Origin of the sequence: Endozoicomonas sp. OPT23, assembly GCF_009653635.1 — a bacterium.
Classification (GTDB): domain Bacteria; phylum Pseudomonadota; class Gammaproteobacteria; order Pseudomonadales; family Endozoicomonadaceae; genus Endozoicomonas_A.
In genome coordinates this window covers 241,217-260,573 of record NZ_PPFD01000009.1, presented here as the reverse complement: position 1 = coordinate 260,573, position 19,357 = coordinate 241,217, and the positions used below count along the sequence as shown (strand labels likewise).

Genomic DNA, 19,357 nt, shown 5'->3' with positions numbered 1-19,357 from the left:
AAACCGATCATGATATACAGTTGTGAACCAAATCATGAGTCTTTTGACCCCAGAGCTTTCGGCAAGGTTGCCGTGTTACTGGGAGGTACTTCTGCTGAGCGGGAAGTGAGTCTGGCATCCGGTGATAGAGTGTATGCGGCACTGGTACGAACTGGTGTTGATGCGGTCATGATAGATCCGGCCAATAACCTGGTTGAACAGCTGGAAAGCCATAAGCCGGATAGAGCTTTTATTGCTCTGCATGGCCGTGGTGGTGAAGATGGCACTGTACAGGGGTTGCTGGAGTTGATGGGCATTCCCTACGCAGGCAGTGGTGTGATGGCATCAGCTTTAGCCATGGATAAATATCGCAGCAAGCTGTTGATGCAGGCAGTGGGTCTGCCAACACCGGATTTTCGATTAATAGAAGATCCGGATCACCTGGAGTACTGTGTTGAAATCCTTCCGGCATTTATTAAGCCGAGTCTTGAAGGTTCCAGTGTGGGTGTGGCAAGAGTTGATCGTGAGCAGGATTTGTATCCAGCCTGGGAAAAAGCCAGTCAGTATGGTTCTTCAGTATTGGTTGAGCAGTTTATTGATGGTCCGGAATTTACCGTGACCGTACTTAATGGCCAGCCTCTGCCAGCCATTAAAATAGAGTCGCAGGAAGAATTCTACGATTACGAGGCTAAATACCTATCTGACGATACCGGTTACCGCTTACCTTGCGGCTTGTCAGAAGGTGAAGAGCAGGAAATGCAGGCTTTAGCCCTGACAGCTTTTGAAACCCTTGGTTGCTCCGGCTGGGGACGTGTTGATTTTATGCAGGACGAAAGAGGTCGTTTCTGGATTCTGGAAGTGAACACAGTTCCGGGTATGACAGACCATAGTTTGGTACCTATGGCAGCTAAGGCAGTGGGGCTGGATTTTGATCAGTTGGTGATGGAAATACTGAAAACCTCGCTGACTGGTGAGCTGTCTGGCCAATGCATTCTAAAGGAATACAGTGCAATTACTGAAACGGAAGAAGTCTGAGAAGAGAGCTTCGGCTTCTTTCAAAGCGAATCGGAACAAGGCAGGGTTCGGCCCACAGAATCTCGCTCGCTGGCAGTTAGCAGGTAAGTATTTGGCTCTGTTTACGGTTATGGCAGGAGTTATCTGGACATGGCCAAGGTTGATGGACTGGGTCAATCAGCCGATAGCACGTGTGGAGGTTCGTTCAGGCTTTAATCAGCTGCAAAGGGATGAGGTAGAAAAAGTACTGGCCCCCTGGCTGGTTAACCGCTTTCTGTTTCTCGATTTACCGGGGATGCAGGATGCTGTAGCTGCTATGCCCTGGGTGAAGAGAGTCAGTGTTAAGCGTGAGTGGCCGGATAAGGTGGTTGTTACTCTGGTTGAGCGTGAAGCCATTGCTCGTTGGGAGCAGGATGGCCTGATTGATGAACGGGGGCAGGTATTCAGGCCCGGTCAGTTGGACAGTTTTGTCGACCTGCCTTTGTTGTCAGGGCCTCAGGACAGAGCTCAGGATGTGATGCAGCAGTATTTGTCGATCAGTCAGCTGTTGCGTCCACTTGGGGTAACGGTCAGTGAGCTGAATTTAAGTAGTACGGATTCATGGTTGTTTAGGGTTGACCATGTATCAGTAAATATTGGTCGAGACCGAAGAATGGCTCGATTGCAAAGATTTATCAGGCTCTTTCACGAGCGTCTGAATGATCGCTGGGAAGATGTGAAGCGAGTGGATTTACGGTATTTAAACGGGGCTTCGGTGGCGTGGAAATAAATAGCAGCAAGATGAATGACTGCTTGTCACTGATGACGACGGTTTTTGAGGTTTTGGGAAGAGTGATGCCATGACATCGGCAAATAATGGAAATTTGATCGTAGGGCTGGATATAGGCACCTCAAAGGTGGTGGCTATAGTAGGTGAGGTCAGCCAGGATGGCCAGATAGAAGTTCTCGGCATTGGTTCTCATGCATCAAAAGGTCTGAAGCGGGGCGTGGTTGTCAATATCGATTCAACCGTGCATGCCATTCAGCGCGCTATTGAAGAAGCTGAACTGGTCACTGGTTGTAAAATTCATTCCGTTTATGCGGGTATTGCCGGTAATCATATTCGCAGTCTTAACTCCCATGGTATTGTTGCTATTCGTGATCGTGAAGTTAACAGTGCGGATATAGATCGGGTGATAGATGCAGCTCAGGCTGTTGCTATTCCTGCGGATCAGCGAATTCTTCATATAGAGCCTCAGGAATACATCATTGACACTCAGGAAGGTGTCAAGGAACCTAAGGGTATGTCCGGTGTTCGACTGGAGGCCAAGGTTCATCTTGTTACCTGTGCAGTAAATGCGGCGCAGAATATTGAAAACTGTGTTCGACGCTGTGGCCTTGATGTTGACGATATTATTCTGGAGCAGCTGGCGTCCAGCTATGCAGTGCTTTCTGAAGATGAAAAAGAGCTGGGTGTCTGTATGGTGGATATTGGTGGCGGTACCACTGATATTGCCATTTTCACTGATGGTGCAATACGACACACAGCTGTTATACCGATAGCGGGCGATCAGGTAACTAACGACATTGCTATGGCACTGCGTACGCCAACCCAGCATGCTGAAGAGCTAAAGATCAAATATGCCTGCTGTCTGACTCAGCTGGCGGGTGCAGATGATATGATCAAGGTGCCCAGTGTGGGTGACCGGCCAGCCCGGGAGTTGTCCAGACACTCTCTGGCTGAAGTGGTTGAGCCAAGATATGAAGAGCTCTTCACTCTGATTCAGGCTGAGCTGCGACGCAGTGGTTTCGAAGAGTTAATACCAGCCGGTATTGTTCTGACAGGTGGCACCTCAAAGATAGAAGGTGCTGTTGATCTGGCTGAAGAAATATTTCATATGCCTGTGAGGCTTGGTGTGCCTCAGGCAGTTCAGGGAATGACAGACTTTGTCTCGAATCCCATTTATGCGACAGGTGTTGGTCTTCTGCATTACGGATTGAAGGAGCAGAAGGAAGGTCGTAAGGAAGCTGTATACAGTAAACAGGAAGAGAATTGGGCTGCCAGAATCAAAAAATGGTTCAAAGGCTCCTTTTGACTACAGATTTATAATGTTTTTCTATTCCTGTTTATAAACAAATTTAAAGGAGAAGGCCATGTTTGAGCTGGTGGATAATGTACCGCAGGAAGCGGTTATAAAGGTAGTAGGTGTTGGTGGCGGTGGTGGTAACGCTGTCTGTCACATGTTGAATAGCCAGCTGGAAGGTGTTGAGTTTGTCTGTGCCAATACTGATTCTCAGGCACTGAAAAAACAACATTTGCAAGCGCATACGCATTTGCAGCTAGGTGCTAATATTACCCGTGGTCTTGGCGCAGGTGCCAACCCACAGGTTGGTCGTGAAGCGGCGATGGAAGATCGTGATCGTATCAGCGAAGTGCTGGCAGGGTCGGATATGGTCTTTATTACTGCCGGTATGGGCGGTGGTACAGGTACTGGTGCGGCTCCTGTTGTTGCTCAGATTGCTCGTGAAATGGGTGCTTTGACAGTAGCAGTTGTCACTAAACCATTTTCATTTGAAGGCAAGCGACGCATGAGTGTTGCAGAAGAAGGCCTGAATGAGCTAAAGGAAAATGTTGACTCTTTGATCTGCATTCCAAACGAGAACCTGCTGCCAGTGCTGGGTCGCGATGTAAGTCTATTGAACGCATTCAGTGCGGCTAATGACGTACTTCTTGGTGCTGTGCAGGGTATTTCCGAATTGATTACTCGCGACGGTTTGATTAACGTCGACTTTGCTGATGTTCGAACAGTAATGTCCGAAATGGGTATGGCCATGATGGGTACTGGTTCTGCCACAGGCAGTAATCGTGCGATTGAAGCGGCCGAGCGTGCGATTCGCAGCCCTCTGCTGGAAGATGTTAATCTGCAGGGCGCCAGAGGTGTGCTGGTTAACATTACCGCAGGCCTGGACCTGTCCGTCGGTGAATTCCACGAAGTGGGCGAAACCGTTAAGGAATTTGCTTCTGACAATGCCACTACTGTTGTTGGTACTGTTATTGATCCGGACATGAGTGATGAATTACGAGTGACTGTTGTTGCTACTGGCCTTGGTGAAGGTGGTGGTAGACAGGAGTCCATGAAGGTTGTTGATGACAAACGTCCAGTGGGAACCCGCAAAGATGGTTCTCTGGATCTTCGCGAACTGGATATCCCTCCCCATCTGCGCAATAAAGCTGCTGCAGCTGTACAGGAGGAAGAGTTGCAAGAGGAAAAGCCTAAGCGACAGCCAGCGTCATCAGCTGAAAATGTAAACTACCTGGATATTCCGGCGTTCCTACGTCGACAGGCAGATTGAGTGAATAACCAGTGACCGGTTGTGTCATATGTAACTTTTGTTACAATAGGTTGTTGCATTCAAATAACAGGGGCCTTTGAGGTCGCGGAATAGCATTATCATGATCAGACAGCGCACCTTAAAAAACATTATTCGGGCTACAGGAGTTGGGTTGCACTCCGGCGAGAAGGTATACCTGACGCTGAAACCGGCCCCTGTAGATACCGGTATCATATTTTGCCGTACGGACCTTGATCCTGTGGTCGAGATTCCAGCCAAGGCGGAATATGTTGGACAGACAACACTGTGTACATCACTCCAAAAGGATGGTGTTCGTGTTGATACTGTAGAGCATCTGCTTTCAGCTATGGCTGGGCTGGGTATTGATAATGCTTATGTAGAAGTCAGTGCCCATGAAGTACCAATCATGGACGGCAGTGCCGGTCCTTTCGTATTCCTGATTCAGTCTGCGGGCATTCAGGAGCAGGAAGCGGCTAAAAAATTCATTCGAATCAAGAAAGAGATCACTGTTTCTGATGGTGATAAGACTGCGACTTTCAAACCGTATGACGGCTTTAAAGTCAGCTTTACCATTTTCTTTGATCACCCTGTGTTCAAGAATCGTTCGCAGACCTCTGCCATCGATTTTTCAAGCACTTCCTTTGTTAAGGAAGTCAGTCGTGCCAGAACCTTTGGTTTTATGCGCGATGTAGAGCAGCTGCGTTCCCAGAACCTGGCTCTTGGTGGCAGTGTTGATAACGTGGTTGTAGTGGATGACTACCGTATTTTGAACGAAGACGGCCTGCGTTATCACGATGAGTTTGTTAAGCACAAAATGCTGGATGCCATTGGCGATCTGTACTTGCTGGGTAACAGCCTGATTGGTCAGTTTGATGGTTACAAGTCTGGTCATGAGCTCAATAATAAGCTGGTGCGCTCTCTTCTTCAGAACGAAAGTGCATGGGAAGTAGTAACCTTTGATGATGCGACGGTTGCACCTATCTCCTATCTTAAGCCAGCTGCCATACCAGCTTAATTAAGAGTTTTCTGATCATGATGAAAAAAAGGCTGCTTTCGCAGCCTTTTTTTTCTTTCAAGGGTGAATTATTTTGATATTTGCTGGTCGATAGCAATGTCGAAGATTTGACTTGAGGCACAGTTAAGAGAATGCAGAGAGCAATAGGGTTGCGATTTTTTGTCGCTGAATGCTAAAGTTCGCCCTCATATTGCCAAGCTCCCTGTCGGGGATTTTGCTTCTTATACGATTGAGCGCTGGATGTGTCTTTCCATCATCGCTTCTGCTGGAATGGAATAGCTTTAATCCGTTATTACGTATAATTGGAATAGTGATCAAAAATAATCGATCACGAGGATTGTTCCAGATGGTTTTTTGGCTGGCTGCGACCTCGGGGAGTACAGGACGCCCGAATGAAAGTAATTGTTGTTAAACAGGATCATTCCAGAACCCGTTCTTTCAGGGTTTCAGGAAACAGGTTGATAGCTTTGGCTGCTTCAGCAATGTCTCTGTGCCTGTTGTTAGGTGGCGGTCTGGCTTATGTAGCAATGAAAACAGACAAAAATTTACTGCTGACTGAAGAAGGTGTTCAGCAGTGGAAAGTTGAATTGGACGAACAGAAAAAGGAAGTCGACGTTGTCCGTCGTGAAGCGGAGCGTCAGATTGATGCTTTAACTTTAAGGCTTGCGGAATTACAGGGTCGTATCACCCGTCTCGATGCGGTAGGAGAGCGCTTAACGGTTACTGCCAAGCTTGATGATGGTGAGTTTGAGTTTGATGAAGCTCCTGCTGTAGGTGGTCCGGAAGAAGTGCCGGGTAGTGAATCCCTCTATGCCAAATCCAGTTTAATAGATGCTATTGATCAATTATCAAAACAGATTGATAGTAGAGAGCAACAGCTTGACTTGTTGCAGGACCTGCTTGAAAACAAGGTTATAACAGATTCTGCCTTTGTTGCAGGGCTTCCTATTCGTAAAGGGTGGCTCTCTTCTCGATTTGGCAGCCGAACTGATCCTTTCACGGGTAAAAATGCCTGGCATTCAGGTATTGATATGGCCGGTAAGCGTGGTTCCGATATTATCTCGGTTGCAGCGGGTGTTGTAACCTGGGCTGGAGACCGTTACGGCTATGGTCTTCTGGTTGAAGTGAATCATGGTAATGGTTACGTTACTCGCTATGCTCATAATCAGGCTTCAAAAGTTAAGGTTGGAGACGTTGTTTCCCGTGGTCAGGTACTGGCTGAGATGGGAAGCTCTGGTCGATCTACAGGTCCCCATGTTCATTTTGAAGTGATAAAGAACGGCAAGAACGTTGATCCTCAGCTCTATATCTACAGAGCAAGCAAATAGTGCCCCCGGGCTGGAAATTGCCAGCCTGCCTCTCTTTCTTTCCTCGTTTCCTTGAAATTCATTCGGCCAGTCCCCATATATTGATCTCGTACCGGGCACTGTGAGTGTTTTTTGTTAAACTCCAGCCAGGGAATAGCGATAAACCTGATTACGTCCCAAATTGTTGATTTTCCTCAATAACGATCATTCCAAGCAGTTGGCATGAAACAGGCTGCCGATTTGTAGCTAATATGGATGAGACTTTTGTGTGATTGTCATAGAATGTTGTGCAATTGTGCGCTTGTCTGCCCCGACAGGATTGTCGGCAGGAGAGACAGCTCCGGAATTTGAGTGAGACTGTAACCAATCTATGTTAGCTACGTTAGTTAAAAAAATTATTGGCAGCCGGAATGATCGCCAGCTGAAACGCATGGGCAAGCTGGTCAAGAAGATCAATGCTCACGAAGAGTCGTTGTCGAATCTGAGTGATGAAGAACTCAGAGCCAAGACTCAGGAATTCCGTGACCGCTTTCAGCAGGGAGAAGAGCTTGATGCTCTGTTGCCTGAGGCTTTTGCTGTAGTACGTGAAGGCAGTAAGCGTTGTCTGGGCATGCGCCATTTCGACGTACAGATGATTGGTGGTATCACCCTTCACGAAGGTCGCATTGCCGAAATGCGTACCGGTGAAGGTAAAACCCTGATGGCAACTCTGTCGGTTTACCTGAATGCGGTGACCGGTAAAGGTGTTCATGTTGTTACCGTGAACGACTACCTGGCTCGTCGAGATGCTGCCGGTATGGGGGTTCTTTATGAATTCCTGGGCCTGACCTACGGTGTGGTTGTCCCACAGCAGTCTCCGGAAGAGAAACGTGAAGCTTACGCTGCTGACATTACCTACGGTACCAACAACGAATTCGGCTTTGACTACCTGCGTGACAACATGGCCTTCCGCAAGGAAGACAAATTCCAGCGTCCGTTGCATTTTGCTGTAGTGGATGAAGTTGACTCCATCCTGATTGACGAAGCACGTACTCCGCTGATTATTTCCGGCCCGGCTGAAGATTCCTCTGAACTCTATAAGCAGATGAACATGCTGGCACCTCAGCTTCAGAAGCATGAAGGTGAGCTTGAAGAAGGCGAAGAGCCTACCGGCCATTATCTGGTGGACGAAAAGACCCGTCAGGTGGAAATGACCGAAATGGGGCATCAGTTTATTGAAGAGCAGCTGCAGAGCCTTGGCCTGCTGCCTGAAGGTGAAAGCCTCTACTCTTCACACAATCTGAATATGCTGCACCATGTGAATGCAGCTCTGAAAGCACATGTACTGTTCACTCGCAATGTTGAATACATTGTCAGCAATGACGAAGTTATGCTGGTTGATGAGCATACTGGCCGTACCATGCCGGGTCGTCGTCTGTCCGAAGGTCTGCATCAGGCGCTGGAAGCGAAAGAAGGGCTGACCATTCAGGCCGAAAGTCAGACACTGGCTTCCACCACCTTCCAGAATTATTTCCGTATCTATGAAAAACTGTCCGGTATGACCGGTACTGCGGATACAGAAGCATTCGAATTGCGCCAGATTTATGGTCTGGATGTACTGGTAATCCCGACTCATAAGCCGATGATTCGTGAGGATCACAATGATCTGGTTTATCTGACCATTGGTGAGAAATACGAAGCCATCATTGCAGACATCAGAGAAAATGTTGAAAAGAATCGTCCGGTTCTGGTGGGTACTGCATCCATTGAATCTTCCGAGTTGTTATCGAACGCTCTGACAGAGGCGAAGGTTCCTCATAACGTGTTGAACGCCAAGTTCCACGAGAAGGAAGCGGAGATCATTGCTCAGGCAGGTAGTCCGGGAGCGATTACTATCGCGACCAACATGGCGGGTCGTGGTACTGACATTATTCTGGGTGGTAGCTGGGAAGCTGAGCTGGCTGCGATTGAGAGTCCAACTAAAGAGCAAGAAGACCAGATTAAAGCCGACTGGCAGTTGCGCCATAAGCAGGTGCTGGAAGCCGGTGGTCTGCACATTATCGGTACTGAACGTCACGAGTCTCGTCGTATCGATAACCAGTTGCGTGGTCGTTCCGGTCGTCAGGGTGATCCGGGTTCCTCCCGTTTCTATCTGTCACTGGAAGACAGCCTGATGCGTATCTTTGCTTCTGATCGTGTTAAGGGCTTTATGAAGGCTCTGGGCATGGAGAAAGGTGAAGCTATTGAGCATCGCATGGTCAGTAATGCCATCGAGAAAGCTCAGCGTAAGGTGGAAGGTCGCAACTTCGATATTCGTAAGCAACTGCTGGAATACGATGATGTGGCAAACGACCAGCGTAAGGTGGTTTATGGTCAGCGTGATGAATTGCTGAACTCTGACGACGTACTTTCAAGCATTCAAGGTATGCGTGAGGAAGTTGTTAGTACCGTTATTTCCCAGCACATTCCGCCAGAGAGTCTGGAAGAACAGTGGGATGTTTCCGGTCTGGAGCAACAGCTGGCTGCCGAGCTGGGTATTGAATTGCCTGTTCAGAAGTGGCTCGACGAAGACGACAAGCTTGAAGAGCACGGTCTGCGTGAGCGCATTCTGGCTGAAGTAGTTGCTGACTATCAGAAGAAAGAAGAACTTGCTGGCGCGGAAGGTCTGAGAAACTTCGAGAAGCACATCCTTCTGCGTGTTCTGGACGACAAGTGGAAAGAACACCTGGCGACTATGGATCACCTGCGTCAGGGTATTCATCTACGTGGTTACGCACAGAAGAACCCTAAGCAGGAATACAAACGTGAAGCCTTTGAGCTGTTCCAGTCCATGCTGGAAGAGATCAAGAACGACACCATTCGTATTCTGTCCCATGTACAGGTTCAGCAGGATGACCGTACTGAGGAAATGGAAGAGCAGCGTCGTCAGGAAATGGCGCAGCGCATGCAATTCCAGCACGCTCAGGCTGAAGGTCTTGAGCAAGATGAAGCCGAACAGGCTCCAGAAGGAGCAGCTCAGCCAGAGCCATTTGTTCGCGAAGGCCGCAAGGTAGGTCGTAACGAACCTTGCCCATGCGGTTCTGGCAAGAAGTTCAAGCAGTGCCATGGCAAGATTGACTAAATACTCAATAGTTTAAATTGAATATTTACCCAAAAAAAGATCGCTTTTATGCGATCTTTTTTTGTTTTTGCTGTATAAGTAGTTTCTGAAGTAGATCAACCTTTTCATCAGATAACCAAGAAAAAGATTGAGGTGAGCCATGGCTGTAGGAGCTGATCAATGGCCGGATATGCATTCGGTAAAAGGATTTCGTCTGGGAACCACCAAGGCAGGTGTTCGCTATCCGGGTCGACGCGATCTGGTGATAATGAACTGGAACCAAGGGTCCTCTGTTGCTGGTGTTTTCACCCTTAATAAGCTCTGTGCGGCTCCTGTTGTTCTGGCAAAGAAGAACCTTGGCAATAGTCCCGAATATTTTGTGACCAATACCGGCAATGCCAATGCTGGAACAGGTCAGCAGGGTATGAAAAATGCTCAGGCAGTGACAGGCGCACTCGCTGAAATGGTTGGCCTGCCGGCAGATAAAATACTTCCTTTCTCTACCGGTGTTATTGGTGAGCCTCTGCCAGTGGATAAGATCTGTGCTGGTCTGCCTACTGCTCTGGAGTCCTTGTCAGGAGATAACTGGTTACATGCCGCTGAAGGTATTCAGACCACTGATACTCGACCTAAGGGCAGCAGTTGCCAGTTTGAAGTTGATGGTCGGACTTATACCGTCACAGGTATCAGCAAAGGCTCAGGCATGATCAAACCTAATATGGCAACCATGCTGGCTTACATTGCTACTGACGTAAATATTGATCAGTCACTTTTGCAGTCTATGTTGCTTGATATTGCCAACCTGTCCTTCAATCGAATTACAGTGGATGGTGACACTTCAACAAACGACAGCTTTATGCTGGTAGCGACAGGAGCTGCTGGTAATGAGCAGTTGACGGGCGTCGACATTGAACTTTTTAAACAGCTGAAAGTTGCTGTTACAGGCGTTGCCAAAGAACTCGCTCAAGCCATTGTTAGAGATGGTGAGGGAGCTACCAAGTTTGTCACTGTGAAGGTTGAAGAGGCTGAAACGGTTGCAGACGCTTTGGAAGTGGCCTACACAGTAGCGCATTCACCATTGGTGAAAACGGCACTGTTTGCCTGTGATCCCAATTGGGGACGAATTCTTGCCGCAGTAGGTCGTGCTGAAATTGACTCCCTTGAGATTGAAAAGATCAATATCTGGCTGAATGATGTTGCACTGATTGAAACTGGGCAACCTGCAACCACTTATACTGAAGAAGCAGGGCAGCAGGTAATGGATGGTGAAGAAATTACTATCAGAATTCAGCTGGGTTCTGGTGTTGTCACAGAAGAAATCTGGACGACAGACCTCTCCCATGAGTACGTTCGAATCAATGCTGAATACCGCTCCTGATTGACGACCTCCCACATCATTACTCAGATCATAGAGTAATGATGTTCTTTCTCCCTCGTGTATATTCTATGAACCCAGATCAATAGCAGTGGCATGATTTCACTGCTATGTTCTTTCACTGCTATTTCGTAATCCAGATACAGGCAGGTCAGAATGACGCAGACTGGTTCCCGTACCATTATTCATGTTGCTGTTGCGGTTATTGTTGGCGACGACGGACGTATTCTTATTGCACGCCGACCCGATGATAAACATATGGGTGGCTACTGGGAGTTCCCCGGTGGAAAAGTTGAAGACTCTGAAGATATCTGTGTCGCTCTGAACAGAGAATTAAAGGAAGAACTTGATATTGAGGCCGGTTCTTTTAAAAAACTGATTGAGATACGACACGATTATCCTGATAAAACCGTATTGCTGGATACCTGGTGGGCCTCAGATTTAAAAGGGATACCTAAAGGGAATGAAGGTCAGGAAATTAAGTGGATTGAACCTGAGCAGTTAACAGAAACCCATTTTCCTCCAGCTAATGTACCCATTGTGAAAGCTGTCTTGCTGCCACACCGCTATATGGTAACAGGGCCTTTTTCGTCCTCAGTTGAAGTGATTGAAAAGGTCAGTCGTCAGTTGGATAACGGAATCAGGATGGTTCAGTTTCGAGCGCCCTGGTTGCAAGCAGCACCTTATCAGCATATCGCACGAGAGCTTCATGCACTCTGCCGTGAAAAAGGCGCAAAATTGATTCTTAAGGGCAGGCCAGAACTGCTACAGGAGTCTTGGTGTGACGGTATTCACCTTCGTTCAGATCAGCTTGGTATCGCCAGTGAAGAGTGGAAGAAAAACAGACGTCCGGGTCAATGGTTGGCAGCATCCTGCCATAATCGCAATCAGGTTGAGCAAGCAGTAAAGGCTGGTGTCGACTTTGTGACATTGTCACCCGTTCGGCCGACCAAATCACACCCAAATAGACTGGCTATAGGTCAGGAAGTTGCTGCTCAGCTGACTGCCGCTTGCCCTGTGCCTGTGTATTGGCTTGGTGGACTTATGTTGTCTGATGAGGAGCTGGTGATTGAGCACGGAGCTCAGGGTATTTCTGCCATAGGAGCGTTCTGGCAACTAAGCTGAATAGTATTATTGCTTTATAGACGGATGCAGGGAAGCAAATGTCTGGACCAGGAAAGATTGGGCAGCCTTCAACATACACTCATGCCTCCAAGAATATTGACTCTGCTGATGTTAATGCCAGTCAGGAAGGTGTTTCGGTAGAGCCAGCTGTTCCTCAGCTCAATAGGGCTCCTTTTAACAACACTAGTGGTGAGACGCTCAGGGATAGAAAAGTTGTCTCTGTCAGTCTCAGAGAAGACAGGCCTCCTATCAATGTAAATGTCCCTTTTAATAGGTTCTGGCAGGATGAAGGGAAAGCGGCCTCAAGCGGAGTTGTCAGTCACAAGATAATGCGAAGGCGTGATAGTACTGACAAAGTGGTCTGGCATGTGAAAACACCAGGCTATGAATTGGGAGGTGAAAAATTTAAGCGTTTTCTGCAAAAAGTTATTTATCTATTTACACGCAAATCTTACAAAGCGAAATTTTATAACAATCCGAAATTACTGGTTCAGCGAGAAATATTTGCAGCAAATGTCTACAGAGCTGTGGTTGGGGCGGGGAATGATTATCAGGTTGAGTACAGTCGTGATGAGAGAGACAAGAGTGACTGTATTGCCTCGAGACATTTATATGATCATAAAGTAGGGGAGTCGTACTTTACTGACAAGGTTTCAAAGCCTGTATTTAATGAGGAAAGGCATCCTGCTGTTGATCTATGTGTAAGACGTTTTTTACTGGGTGATCAGGATTATCTAAAACCGGATAATTACATGTATACCGAATCAAGTGTTCCGGGAAAATCTGACTGGGTCAGTATCGATTTCGGTATGGCGTTTTACAATCATTGTGATCTGCCTGAAGATTGCACATTAGATGAATTCACTGAAATAGTGTTCAGTCCATCGAACTTGCACCGCTTTCAATACCGAGGAAAAGAAACAGTTCTGGATATGTTCGGTAAGGATCTTGAAACACGAAGAGCCTATGCCAAGATAGCTTTGGACAAAATAGCTGACCTTAGCGATGAAGAGATTGAAGAGTTAGGCGAATATATTCATGATCGAAATGCCAGATATATGCTGACGGAAACACTAAAATATAAATGTGATATGGCTCGATGTATTCTCGGAAGGGAAAAAGGTTGGCCCATACTTAACCGGGCCAAAGGTTTTTAGAGCGATAATTTTGAAAAGCAGTAGCTTGTAAACAATAGCTTTCAAAAAAGTAGCGTTTTAGTGGCAGGTTTCAGGATCAATATCTGCAGACATCAAGTCATCAAATGACGGGTTACCAGGGATGGAGTGTTCTTCGTTGGCCCAAGCGCCTAGATCAATCATTTTGCAGCGCTCTGAACAGAAAGGGCGAAATTTATTTTCTTTCTTCCACTCAACTTTTTTTTCACACTGTGGGCATTTTACTGATACAGACATAACGGAATCTTTTATGGCAAAGGCCTTCTCATGAGAAGGCCTGAGTGTAGAAGGAATGAGTTTTATTTGCTGACAGGAGGTTTTGGAGTGACGGTGCTCTGTTTCTCTACCCCGGACTCACCCAGCAGACCAAAGGTCAAGGTGTAGAGTAGGGAAGGGTCAACATCCCCAAAGGATTGGTAACCTGTAAACTCACCACTCTTACCCAGCAGCTTTGATTCCGGGAAGTTTGCTTTCAGAACAATCAATGCTTCTTCCGCTGGAGCAGCCAGACCAAGGTGTTGGTAACCTTCAATCATCACGCCCAGTGCAGCTTCCACTGCCGGAGTCTTCTGCATGTTCTCAACCACATACTTGCCACGATTGACTGCAGCAACATAGGCTTTTCGCTTCATGTAGTAGTTGGCGGCGTGAATCTCATAAGCGGCCAGTCGATTTCTCAGGGCCACCATACGCTGGCGGGCATCCGGAGCGTATTTGCTGTCAGGGTAACGGCTCAGCAATTCACGGAATTCATTGAAAGACTGACGAGCCTGGCCTGGGTCACGCTTGGTGCTGTCCAGAGGCAGGAAGCGTTCAACAATACCCATGGCAGCCGTGTTGGAAGCCAGACCTTTCATGTAGTAAGGGTAATCAGCGTCCGGGTGCTGAGGGTGCAGACGCAGGAAGCGATCGGCCGCCGCTCTGGATGCTTCAGGTTCGGCATTCATGTAATAGGCGTAGATCAGATCCAGCTGAGCCTGCTCGGCAAAAGCACCAAAAGGATAGCGGGATTCCAGGGTTCTGAGGCGATCAATGGCTGTGGTGTAACTGTTGCTATTCAGAGAGTCTGTCGCCAGCTGGTAAAGCTGGGCTTCAGTCAGGTTCTCGGACAGTTTTTCTTTTTCCGGGCTGCTGGAACATCCGGCCAGCACCACAGCGGCAAAAAACAGGCCCAGCAGGCGCGTGAATGGTCGTTTCAATATTGTCATGGTGTTTACAGTTTCCGTACTCCGGATTGTTATCGGAGAGTGTCAGGAAGTCATGCTTCCCGCTTCAAGAACCCATTTAGGTATCTATCACCGGAAAATCCTTCAGGAGGAAATCAGGTTAGCGCATGGGCTGTGATAAACTACCTGTCTTTATATAGAAGTAATTTAAACACAGTCCGCCTGAAAACGAAAAGAAACCGCTTCATCTGAGCCGTTATCGGTACTGTCATTAGTACAGCGGTGTCATATTCAGGTTTCAATGTTTGAGGTTGCCAGTGAAGCGGCAGCTCGTGAAAGCGGACTATGAGGTTGAGTACACTGAATGAGTGAACAGATAGAGCAGCAGGTTGTAGTACCTGATGAGCAGGGCAGTAAAAGGCTGGATCAGGTAGCAGCCAGTTGTTTTCCTGACTTTTCCCGGGCCCGACTGCAAGAGTGGATCAGGAATGGTGATCTGCTGGTCGATGGCAACCGTAAAAAGCCAAAAGACAAGCTGATTGGTGGTGAAACCCTGAAGCTGTCGGTAGAAGTTGAAGACGAAAAACAGTGGCTACCGGAAGATATTCCGCTGGATGTTGTTTATGAAGATGACACTATTCTGGTGATCAACAAGCCTGCAGGTCTGGTAGTTCATCCGGCAGCAGGAAACTATACCGGCACTTTGCTGAATGGTTTGTTGTTCCACTATCCAAATCTTGCTTCAGTGCCAAGAGCTGGCATTGTGCACCGTCTGGATAAAGACACGACCGGGTTGATGGTGGTGGCAAAAACACTGGCGGCTCACACAGATCTGGTGTCCCAGTTGCAGGATCGTTCCGTAAGTCGCGAGTATGAAGCGATTACCATGGGTACGATGACAGCAGGTGGAACGGTGAATGAACCTATCGGTCGTCATCCTCTGCATCGTTTGCGCATGGGCGTGGTGCAAAGTGGTAAACCTTCTGTGACCCATTACCGTGTGCTGGAGAAGTTTCCTTCTCACACTCACGTACGTTGTCAGTTGGAGACCGGCCGTACCCATCAGATTCGTGTTCATATGAGTCATATTCGTCACCCGCTGGTGGGTGATGATTTGTACGCTGGACGACTGAGAATACCTAAAGGCTGTTCTGAAGAAATGGAGCAGGAGTTGCGTGGTTTTAAACGACAGGCTCTGCATGCTCGCAAACTGGGTCTGATGCATCCGGCTACTGACGACTATCTGGAATGGGAAGTTCCAGCACCGGAAGACTTCCAGCAATTACTGTCTGTACTACAAAAATACAAAACCGAGAACGCATAACGTGAAGGGACATTACCTGATACCCGACTGGCCGGTTCCGGCCAATATCAAAGCCTGCGTCACTAAACGGGCTGGTGGAGTCAGTAAAGGTGATTTTGGCAGCTTGAATATGGGGCTGAGGTCAGGTGATGTACCCGAAGCTGTCCTGGCTAATCGTGAGATTGTCAGGTCTGACTGGCAGTTACCAGTTGAACCTCAATGGTTACAGCAGGTGCACGGAACCGAGGTGGTGACAGCGCAGGCTGATGCCATTGAGCGGGAAGGTGATGCTGTCTGGACGGACCAGCAGAACCTTCCTTGTGCGGTGTTGACTGCAGATTGTCTGCCGGTAATTTTCTGCAATCGAGCAGGAACAAAGGTCGCTGCTGCTCACGCCGGCTGGAAAGGATTGCAGGCCGGTGTTCTGGAACAGACTGCTTTTGCTATGTCAGAACCTGCTGATCAGTTAATAGCCTGGATGGGGCCGGCAATCAGCCAGAAGCATTTTGAAGTGGGACCTGAGGTTAGAGCTGCTTTTATTGGTGACAGTGAAAAGGCTGAAGAAGCATTTGTTGCCGGTGAAGGTGATCGCTGGTTTGGTGATTTGTATCAGCTGGCAAGACTTCGTTTAAATACTCTCGGTATAGACGCTGTTTATGGCGGAGGTCTCTGCACGTACTCGGATACAGACAGCTGGTATTCCTATCGTAGAGATGGCAAAGCCTCCGGGCGACTGGCTACTTTGATCTGGATGACTTGAAAAACGATTTTCCTGCCGCCATATAAGAGTTAGAGCTGATAAAACAGCAATGATTCAAGCGGGAGAACGCCAATGCAAGCAGATCGTCTTACCAACAAACTGCAATCCGCTATTGCCGATGCCCAGTCAATGGCTGTCGGTAAAGACCATAATCAAATCGAGCCAGTGCACCTGTTACTGGCTCTGCTTAACCAGCAGGGTGGTTCTGTAAAACCCTTGCTGGCTCAGGTTGGTTTCAACCTGTCAAAACTGGTTGGTGAGCTGGAGCAACTTCTTGATCAGGTTCCGGTCATCAACAGCCCTACCGGTGATATCCAACCTTCCCAGAATACGATTCGACTGCTTAACCTGGCCGATAAAAAAGCTCAGAAAAATAATGACCAGTTTATTTCCAGCGAAACCATGCTGCTGGTGATGATGGAAGGCAATACACCTGTATCGAAAGTACTGAACGGTCAGGGTGTCAGCAAGCAGGCTCTGGAAAATGCTCTTGCTAATCTTCGTGGTGGTGATGCGGTTAATGATGCCAATGCTGAAGATAATCGTAATGCCCTGAACACCTATACCGTTGATATGACCGACCTTGCTGAGCAGGGCAAGCTGGACCCGGTAATCGGCCGTGACGATGAAATACGTCGTATTGTTCAGGTGCTTCAGCGCAGAACCAAAAATAATCCGGTTATTATCGGTGAACCGGGTGTTGGTAAAACCGCCATTGTCGAAGGCCTGGCGCAGCGTATCATCAATGGTGAAGTACCTGATGGTATTAAAGGTAAACGCCTTCTGTCTCTGGATATGGGATCACTGATTGCTGGTGCTAAATTCCGTGGTGAATTTGAAGAACGCCTGAAGTCAGTTTTGAGTGAGCTTTCTAAACAGGAAGGCCAGATCATCCTGTTTATTGATGAACTGCATACTATGGTGGGTGCCGGTAAGGCTGATGGTGCCATGGATGCTGGTAATATGTTGAAACCGGCACTGGCGCGAGGTGAGCTGCATTGTGTGGGTGCTACGACACTGGACGAATATCGTCAATACATTGAGAAAGATGCAGCCCTTGAACGTCGTTTCCAGAAAGTGCTGGTGGACGAGCCCACTGAAGAAGACACCATCGCTATTCTTCGTGGTCTGAAAGAACGTTATGAAGCCCACCACGGTGTAGACATTACGGACCCGGCTATTGTTGCGGCGGTAAAACTGTCTCAGCGTTATATTACTGATCGACAATTGCCAGATAAAGCCATTGATCTGATTGATGAATCTGCCAGCCGTATTCGTATGGAGATGGACTCAAAACCGGAAGAGATGGACAAGCTGGAGCGCCGACTGATTCAATTGAAGATCGAGCAGGAAGCACTGAAGAAAGAAGACGACAGAGCGTCACAGGAACGTTTGTCTCTACTGCAAAAGGAAGTAGGTGAGCTTGAGCGTGACTATTCTGATCTGGAAGAAGTCTGGAAGGCAGAAAAGATTATTCTTCAGGGCTCACAGAAACTTCGTGAAGACCGGGAAAAGCTGCTGATTGCTCTCGAAGCTGCTCAACGTACGGGTGATCTGGCTAAAATGTCAGAAATTCAATATGGCCAGCTGCCGGAACTGGAGAAAAAACTTGAACAGGCTGATGCTGCAGAACCTGGTGAAACTCAGCTGCTGCGTGACCGGGTAACCGATGAGGAGATTGCTGAAGTAGTTTCGCGCTGGACCGGTATTCCAGTGTCAAAAATGCTGGAAGGTGAGCGTGAAAAGCTTCTGAGAATGGAAGACTCTCTGCACGGTCGAGTAATCGGGCAGGATGAAGCTGTTGTTGCTGTGTCCAATGCGGTGCGTCGTTCAAGAGCAGGGTTGTCAGACCCCAACCGTCCAAACGGTTCCTTTATGTTCCTCGGTCCAACCGGTGTCGGTAAAACAGAACTGTGTAAGGCTTTGGCTGAATTTTTGTTCGATACAGAAGACGCTATCGTTCGTATTGATATGTCGGAGTTTATGGAAAAGCATTCCGTGGCACGCCTGCTTGGTGCGCCTCCAGGGTATGTTGGCTACGAAGAAGGTGGATACCTGACTGAAGCTGTTCGTCGTAAGCCATATTCAGTGGTGTTGATGGATGAGGTTGAGAAGGCGCATCCAGATGTTTTCAATATTCTGTTACAAGTGCTGGAAGATGGTCGTCTAACTGATAGCCAGGGCAGAACCGTAGATTTCAAGAATACCGTTATTGTAATGACGTCTAATCTTGGTTCTGATGTGATTCAAACCATGCAGGGCGAAGACTTCGAAGCCCTGAAATCAACCCTGATGGATGTAGTGGGAACTCACTTCCGTCCCGAGTTCGTTAACCGGGTTGATGAACTAGTGGTCTTCCATCCGCTGACTGCGAACCAGATTGAAGGTATAGCTGCTATCCAACTTCAGAACCTGAATAAGCGTCTAGCTGATAATGGTTTGTCGCTGGAGGTTACGGATGATGCTATGAAGAAGTTGGCTGAAGCCGGGTTTGATCCGGTTTATGGTGCACGACCATTGAAAAGGGCCATTCAGCGTCGTATAGAAAATCCTCTGGCTGAGGCTATTTTATCCGGCGAGTATGCCCATGGTGATACCATCGAGGCCGATGTCAGTGAGGACGAGATAACCTTTAACTGAACCTCTGAGAACAGGCAGTTATTGAATGACTGCCTGTTCAAGGCACTGCTTGTTCGAAGTGCTGACTGTTCAAAGAATTGTCTGAA

General features: G+C 47.9%; 15 protein-coding genes. 13 read left to right on the top strand and 2 right to left on the bottom strand.

Going from position 1 to position 19,357, the window contains the following annotated elements; genetic code table 11:
* The first annotated feature begins 9 nt into the window (after positions 1-9).
* The 10 genes from EOPP23_RS20570 to EOPP23_RS20525 all read left to right on the top strand — a co-directional run bounded on the left by EOPP23_RS20570 (position 10) and on the right by EOPP23_RS20525 (position 13,384).
* A complete protein-coding gene (locus EOPP23_RS20570) occupies positions 10-1,014 on the top strand; it encodes a D-alanine--D-alanine ligase (RefSeq protein WP_153767855.1) in 1,005 nt (334 codons plus the stop codon).
* Positions 986-1,762 carry a cell division protein FtsQ/DivIB gene (locus EOPP23_RS20565; RefSeq protein WP_153767854.1) on the top strand — a complete coding sequence of 259 codons (777 nt, stop codon included), beginning with the start codon at positions 986-988 and terminating at the stop codon, positions 1,760-1,762. The genes EOPP23_RS20570 and EOPP23_RS20565 overlap by 29 nt, the downstream gene beginning before the upstream one ends.
* A gap of 70 nt (positions 1,763-1,832) precedes the next feature.
* The gene (ftsA, locus tag EOPP23_RS20560) at positions 1,833-3,068 is read left to right on the top strand and encodes a cell division protein FtsA (protein ID WP_153767853.1); all 1,236 of its coding nucleotides are present in this window, start codon (positions 1,833-1,835) and stop codon (positions 3,066-3,068) included.
* Positions 3,069-3,126: 58 nt separating this feature from the next.
* On the top strand, positions 3,127-4,326 hold the full coding sequence (ftsZ, locus tag EOPP23_RS20555) for a cell division protein FtsZ (RefSeq protein WP_153767852.1): 1,200 nt from the start codon (positions 3,127-3,129) through the stop codon (positions 4,324-4,326).
* Between the two features lie 100 nt (positions 4,327-4,426).
* The gene (gene lpxC / locus EOPP23_RS20550) at positions 4,427-5,341 is read left to right on the top strand and encodes a UDP-3-O-acyl-N-acetylglucosamine deacetylase (RefSeq protein ID WP_153767851.1); all 915 of its coding nucleotides are present in this window, start codon (positions 4,427-4,429) and stop codon (positions 5,339-5,341) included.
* Positions 5,342-5,733: 392 nt separating this feature from the next.
* On the top strand, positions 5,734-6,669 hold the full coding sequence (locus EOPP23_RS20545) for a M23 family metallopeptidase (RefSeq protein WP_153767850.1): 936 nt from the start codon (positions 5,734-5,736) through the stop codon (positions 6,667-6,669).
* Positions 6,670-7,018: 349 nt separating this feature from the next.
* Positions 7,019-9,748 carry a preprotein translocase subunit SecA gene (secA, locus tag EOPP23_RS20540; RefSeq protein WP_153767849.1) on the top strand — a complete coding sequence of 910 codons (2,730 nt, stop codon included), beginning with the start codon at positions 7,019-7,021 and terminating at the stop codon, positions 9,746-9,748.
* Positions 9,749-9,887: 139 nt separating this feature from the next.
* The gene (gene argJ, locus EOPP23_RS20535; RefSeq protein ID WP_153767848.1) at positions 9,888-11,105 is read left to right on the top strand and encodes a bifunctional glutamate N-acetyltransferase/amino-acid acetyltransferase ArgJ; all 1,218 of its coding nucleotides are present in this window, start codon (positions 9,888-9,890) and stop codon (positions 11,103-11,105) included.
* A 153-nt stretch (positions 11,106-11,258) separates the two neighbouring features.
* Positions 11,259-12,227: a Nudix family hydrolase gene (locus EOPP23_RS20530; protein WP_153767847.1), complete on the top strand. Its 969-nt coding sequence runs from the start codon at positions 11,259-11,261 to the stop codon at positions 12,225-12,227.
* 38 nt (positions 12,228-12,265) lie between these two features.
* The gene (locus EOPP23_RS20525) at positions 12,266-13,384 is read left to right on the top strand and encodes a hypothetical protein (protein ID WP_153767846.1); all 1,119 of its coding nucleotides are present in this window, start codon (positions 12,266-12,268) and stop codon (positions 13,382-13,384) included.
* 57 nt (positions 13,385-13,441) lie between these two features.
* Here EOPP23_RS20525 and yacG read toward each other — a convergent pair whose 3' ends face one another.
* Both yacG and EOPP23_RS20515 read right to left on the bottom strand, forming a co-directional pair.
* Positions 13,442-13,639, bottom strand: a complete 198-nt coding sequence (yacG, locus tag EOPP23_RS20520; RefSeq protein WP_153767845.1) for a DNA gyrase inhibitor YacG — start codon at positions 13,637-13,639, stop codon at positions 13,442-13,444.
* A 62-nt stretch (positions 13,640-13,701) separates the two neighbouring features.
* Positions 13,702-14,610, bottom strand: coding sequence for an outer membrane protein assembly factor BamD (locus EOPP23_RS20515; protein ID WP_153767844.1), 909 nt, complete (start codon positions 14,608-14,610; stop codon positions 13,702-13,704).
* A gap of 322 nt (positions 14,611-14,932) precedes the next feature.
* On the opposite strand from EOPP23_RS20515, the gene rluD reads away from it, so the two are divergent.
* The 3 genes from rluD to clpB all read left to right on the top strand — a co-directional run bounded on the left by rluD (position 14,933) and on the right by clpB (position 19,271).
* The gene (rluD, locus tag EOPP23_RS20510) at positions 14,933-15,892 is read left to right on the top strand and encodes a 23S rRNA pseudouridine(1911/1915/1917) synthase RluD (RefSeq protein WP_153767843.1); all 960 of its coding nucleotides are present in this window, start codon (positions 14,933-14,935) and stop codon (positions 15,890-15,892) included.
* 1 nt (position 15,893) lies between these two features.
* On the top strand, positions 15,894-16,631 hold the full coding sequence (pgeF, locus tag EOPP23_RS20505; RefSeq protein WP_370514843.1) for a peptidoglycan editing factor PgeF: 738 nt from the start codon (positions 15,894-15,896) through the stop codon (positions 16,629-16,631).
* Positions 16,632-16,703: 72 nt separating this feature from the next.
* Positions 16,704-19,271: an ATP-dependent chaperone ClpB gene (gene clpB, locus EOPP23_RS20500; protein ID WP_153767842.1), complete on the top strand. Its 2,568-nt coding sequence runs from the start codon at positions 16,704-16,706 to the stop codon at positions 19,269-19,271.
* Positions 19,272-19,357 lie beyond the last annotated feature (86 nt).

Excerpts from the sequence above, each read along its gene's own strand:
- EOPP23_RS20570 (WP_153767855.1), top strand. The coding sequence starts at position 10 with ATGATATACAGTTGTGAACCAAATCATGAGTCTTTTGACCCCAGAGCT.
- ftsA (WP_153767853.1), top strand. The coding sequence starts at position 1,833 with ATGACATCGGCAAATAATGGAAATTTGATCGTAGGGCTGGATATAGGC.
- ftsZ (WP_153767852.1), top strand. The coding sequence starts at position 3,127 with ATGTTTGAGCTGGTGGATAATGTACCGCAGGAAGCGGTTATAAAGGTA.
- lpxC (WP_153767851.1), top strand. The coding sequence starts at position 4,427 with ATGATCAGACAGCGCACCTTAAAAAACATTATTCGGGCTACAGGAGTT.
- EOPP23_RS20545 (WP_153767850.1), top strand. The coding sequence starts at position 5,734 with ATGAAAGTAATTGTTGTTAAACAGGATCATTCCAGAACCCGTTCTTTC.
- secA (WP_153767849.1), top strand. The coding sequence starts at position 7,019 with ATGTTAGCTACGTTAGTTAAAAAAATTATTGGCAGCCGGAATGATCGC.
- argJ (WP_153767848.1), top strand. The coding sequence starts at position 9,888 with ATGGCTGTAGGAGCTGATCAATGGCCGGATATGCATTCGGTAAAAGGA.
- EOPP23_RS20530 (WP_153767847.1), top strand. The coding sequence starts at position 11,259 with ATGACGCAGACTGGTTCCCGTACCATTATTCATGTTGCTGTTGCGGTT.
- EOPP23_RS20525 (WP_153767846.1), top strand. The coding sequence starts at position 12,266 with ATGTCTGGACCAGGAAAGATTGGGCAGCCTTCAACATACACTCATGCC.
- yacG (WP_153767845.1), bottom strand. The coding sequence starts at position 13,639 with ATGTCTGTATCAGTAAAATGCCCACAGTGTGAAAAAAAAGTTGAGTGG.
- EOPP23_RS20515 (WP_153767844.1), bottom strand. The coding sequence starts at position 14,610 with ATGACAATATTGAAACGACCATTCACGCGCCTGCTGGGCCTGTTTTTT.
- rluD (WP_153767843.1), top strand. The coding sequence starts at position 14,933 with ATGAGTGAACAGATAGAGCAGCAGGTTGTAGTACCTGATGAGCAGGGC.
- clpB (WP_153767842.1), top strand. The coding sequence starts at position 16,704 with ATGCAAGCAGATCGTCTTACCAACAAACTGCAATCCGCTATTGCCGAT.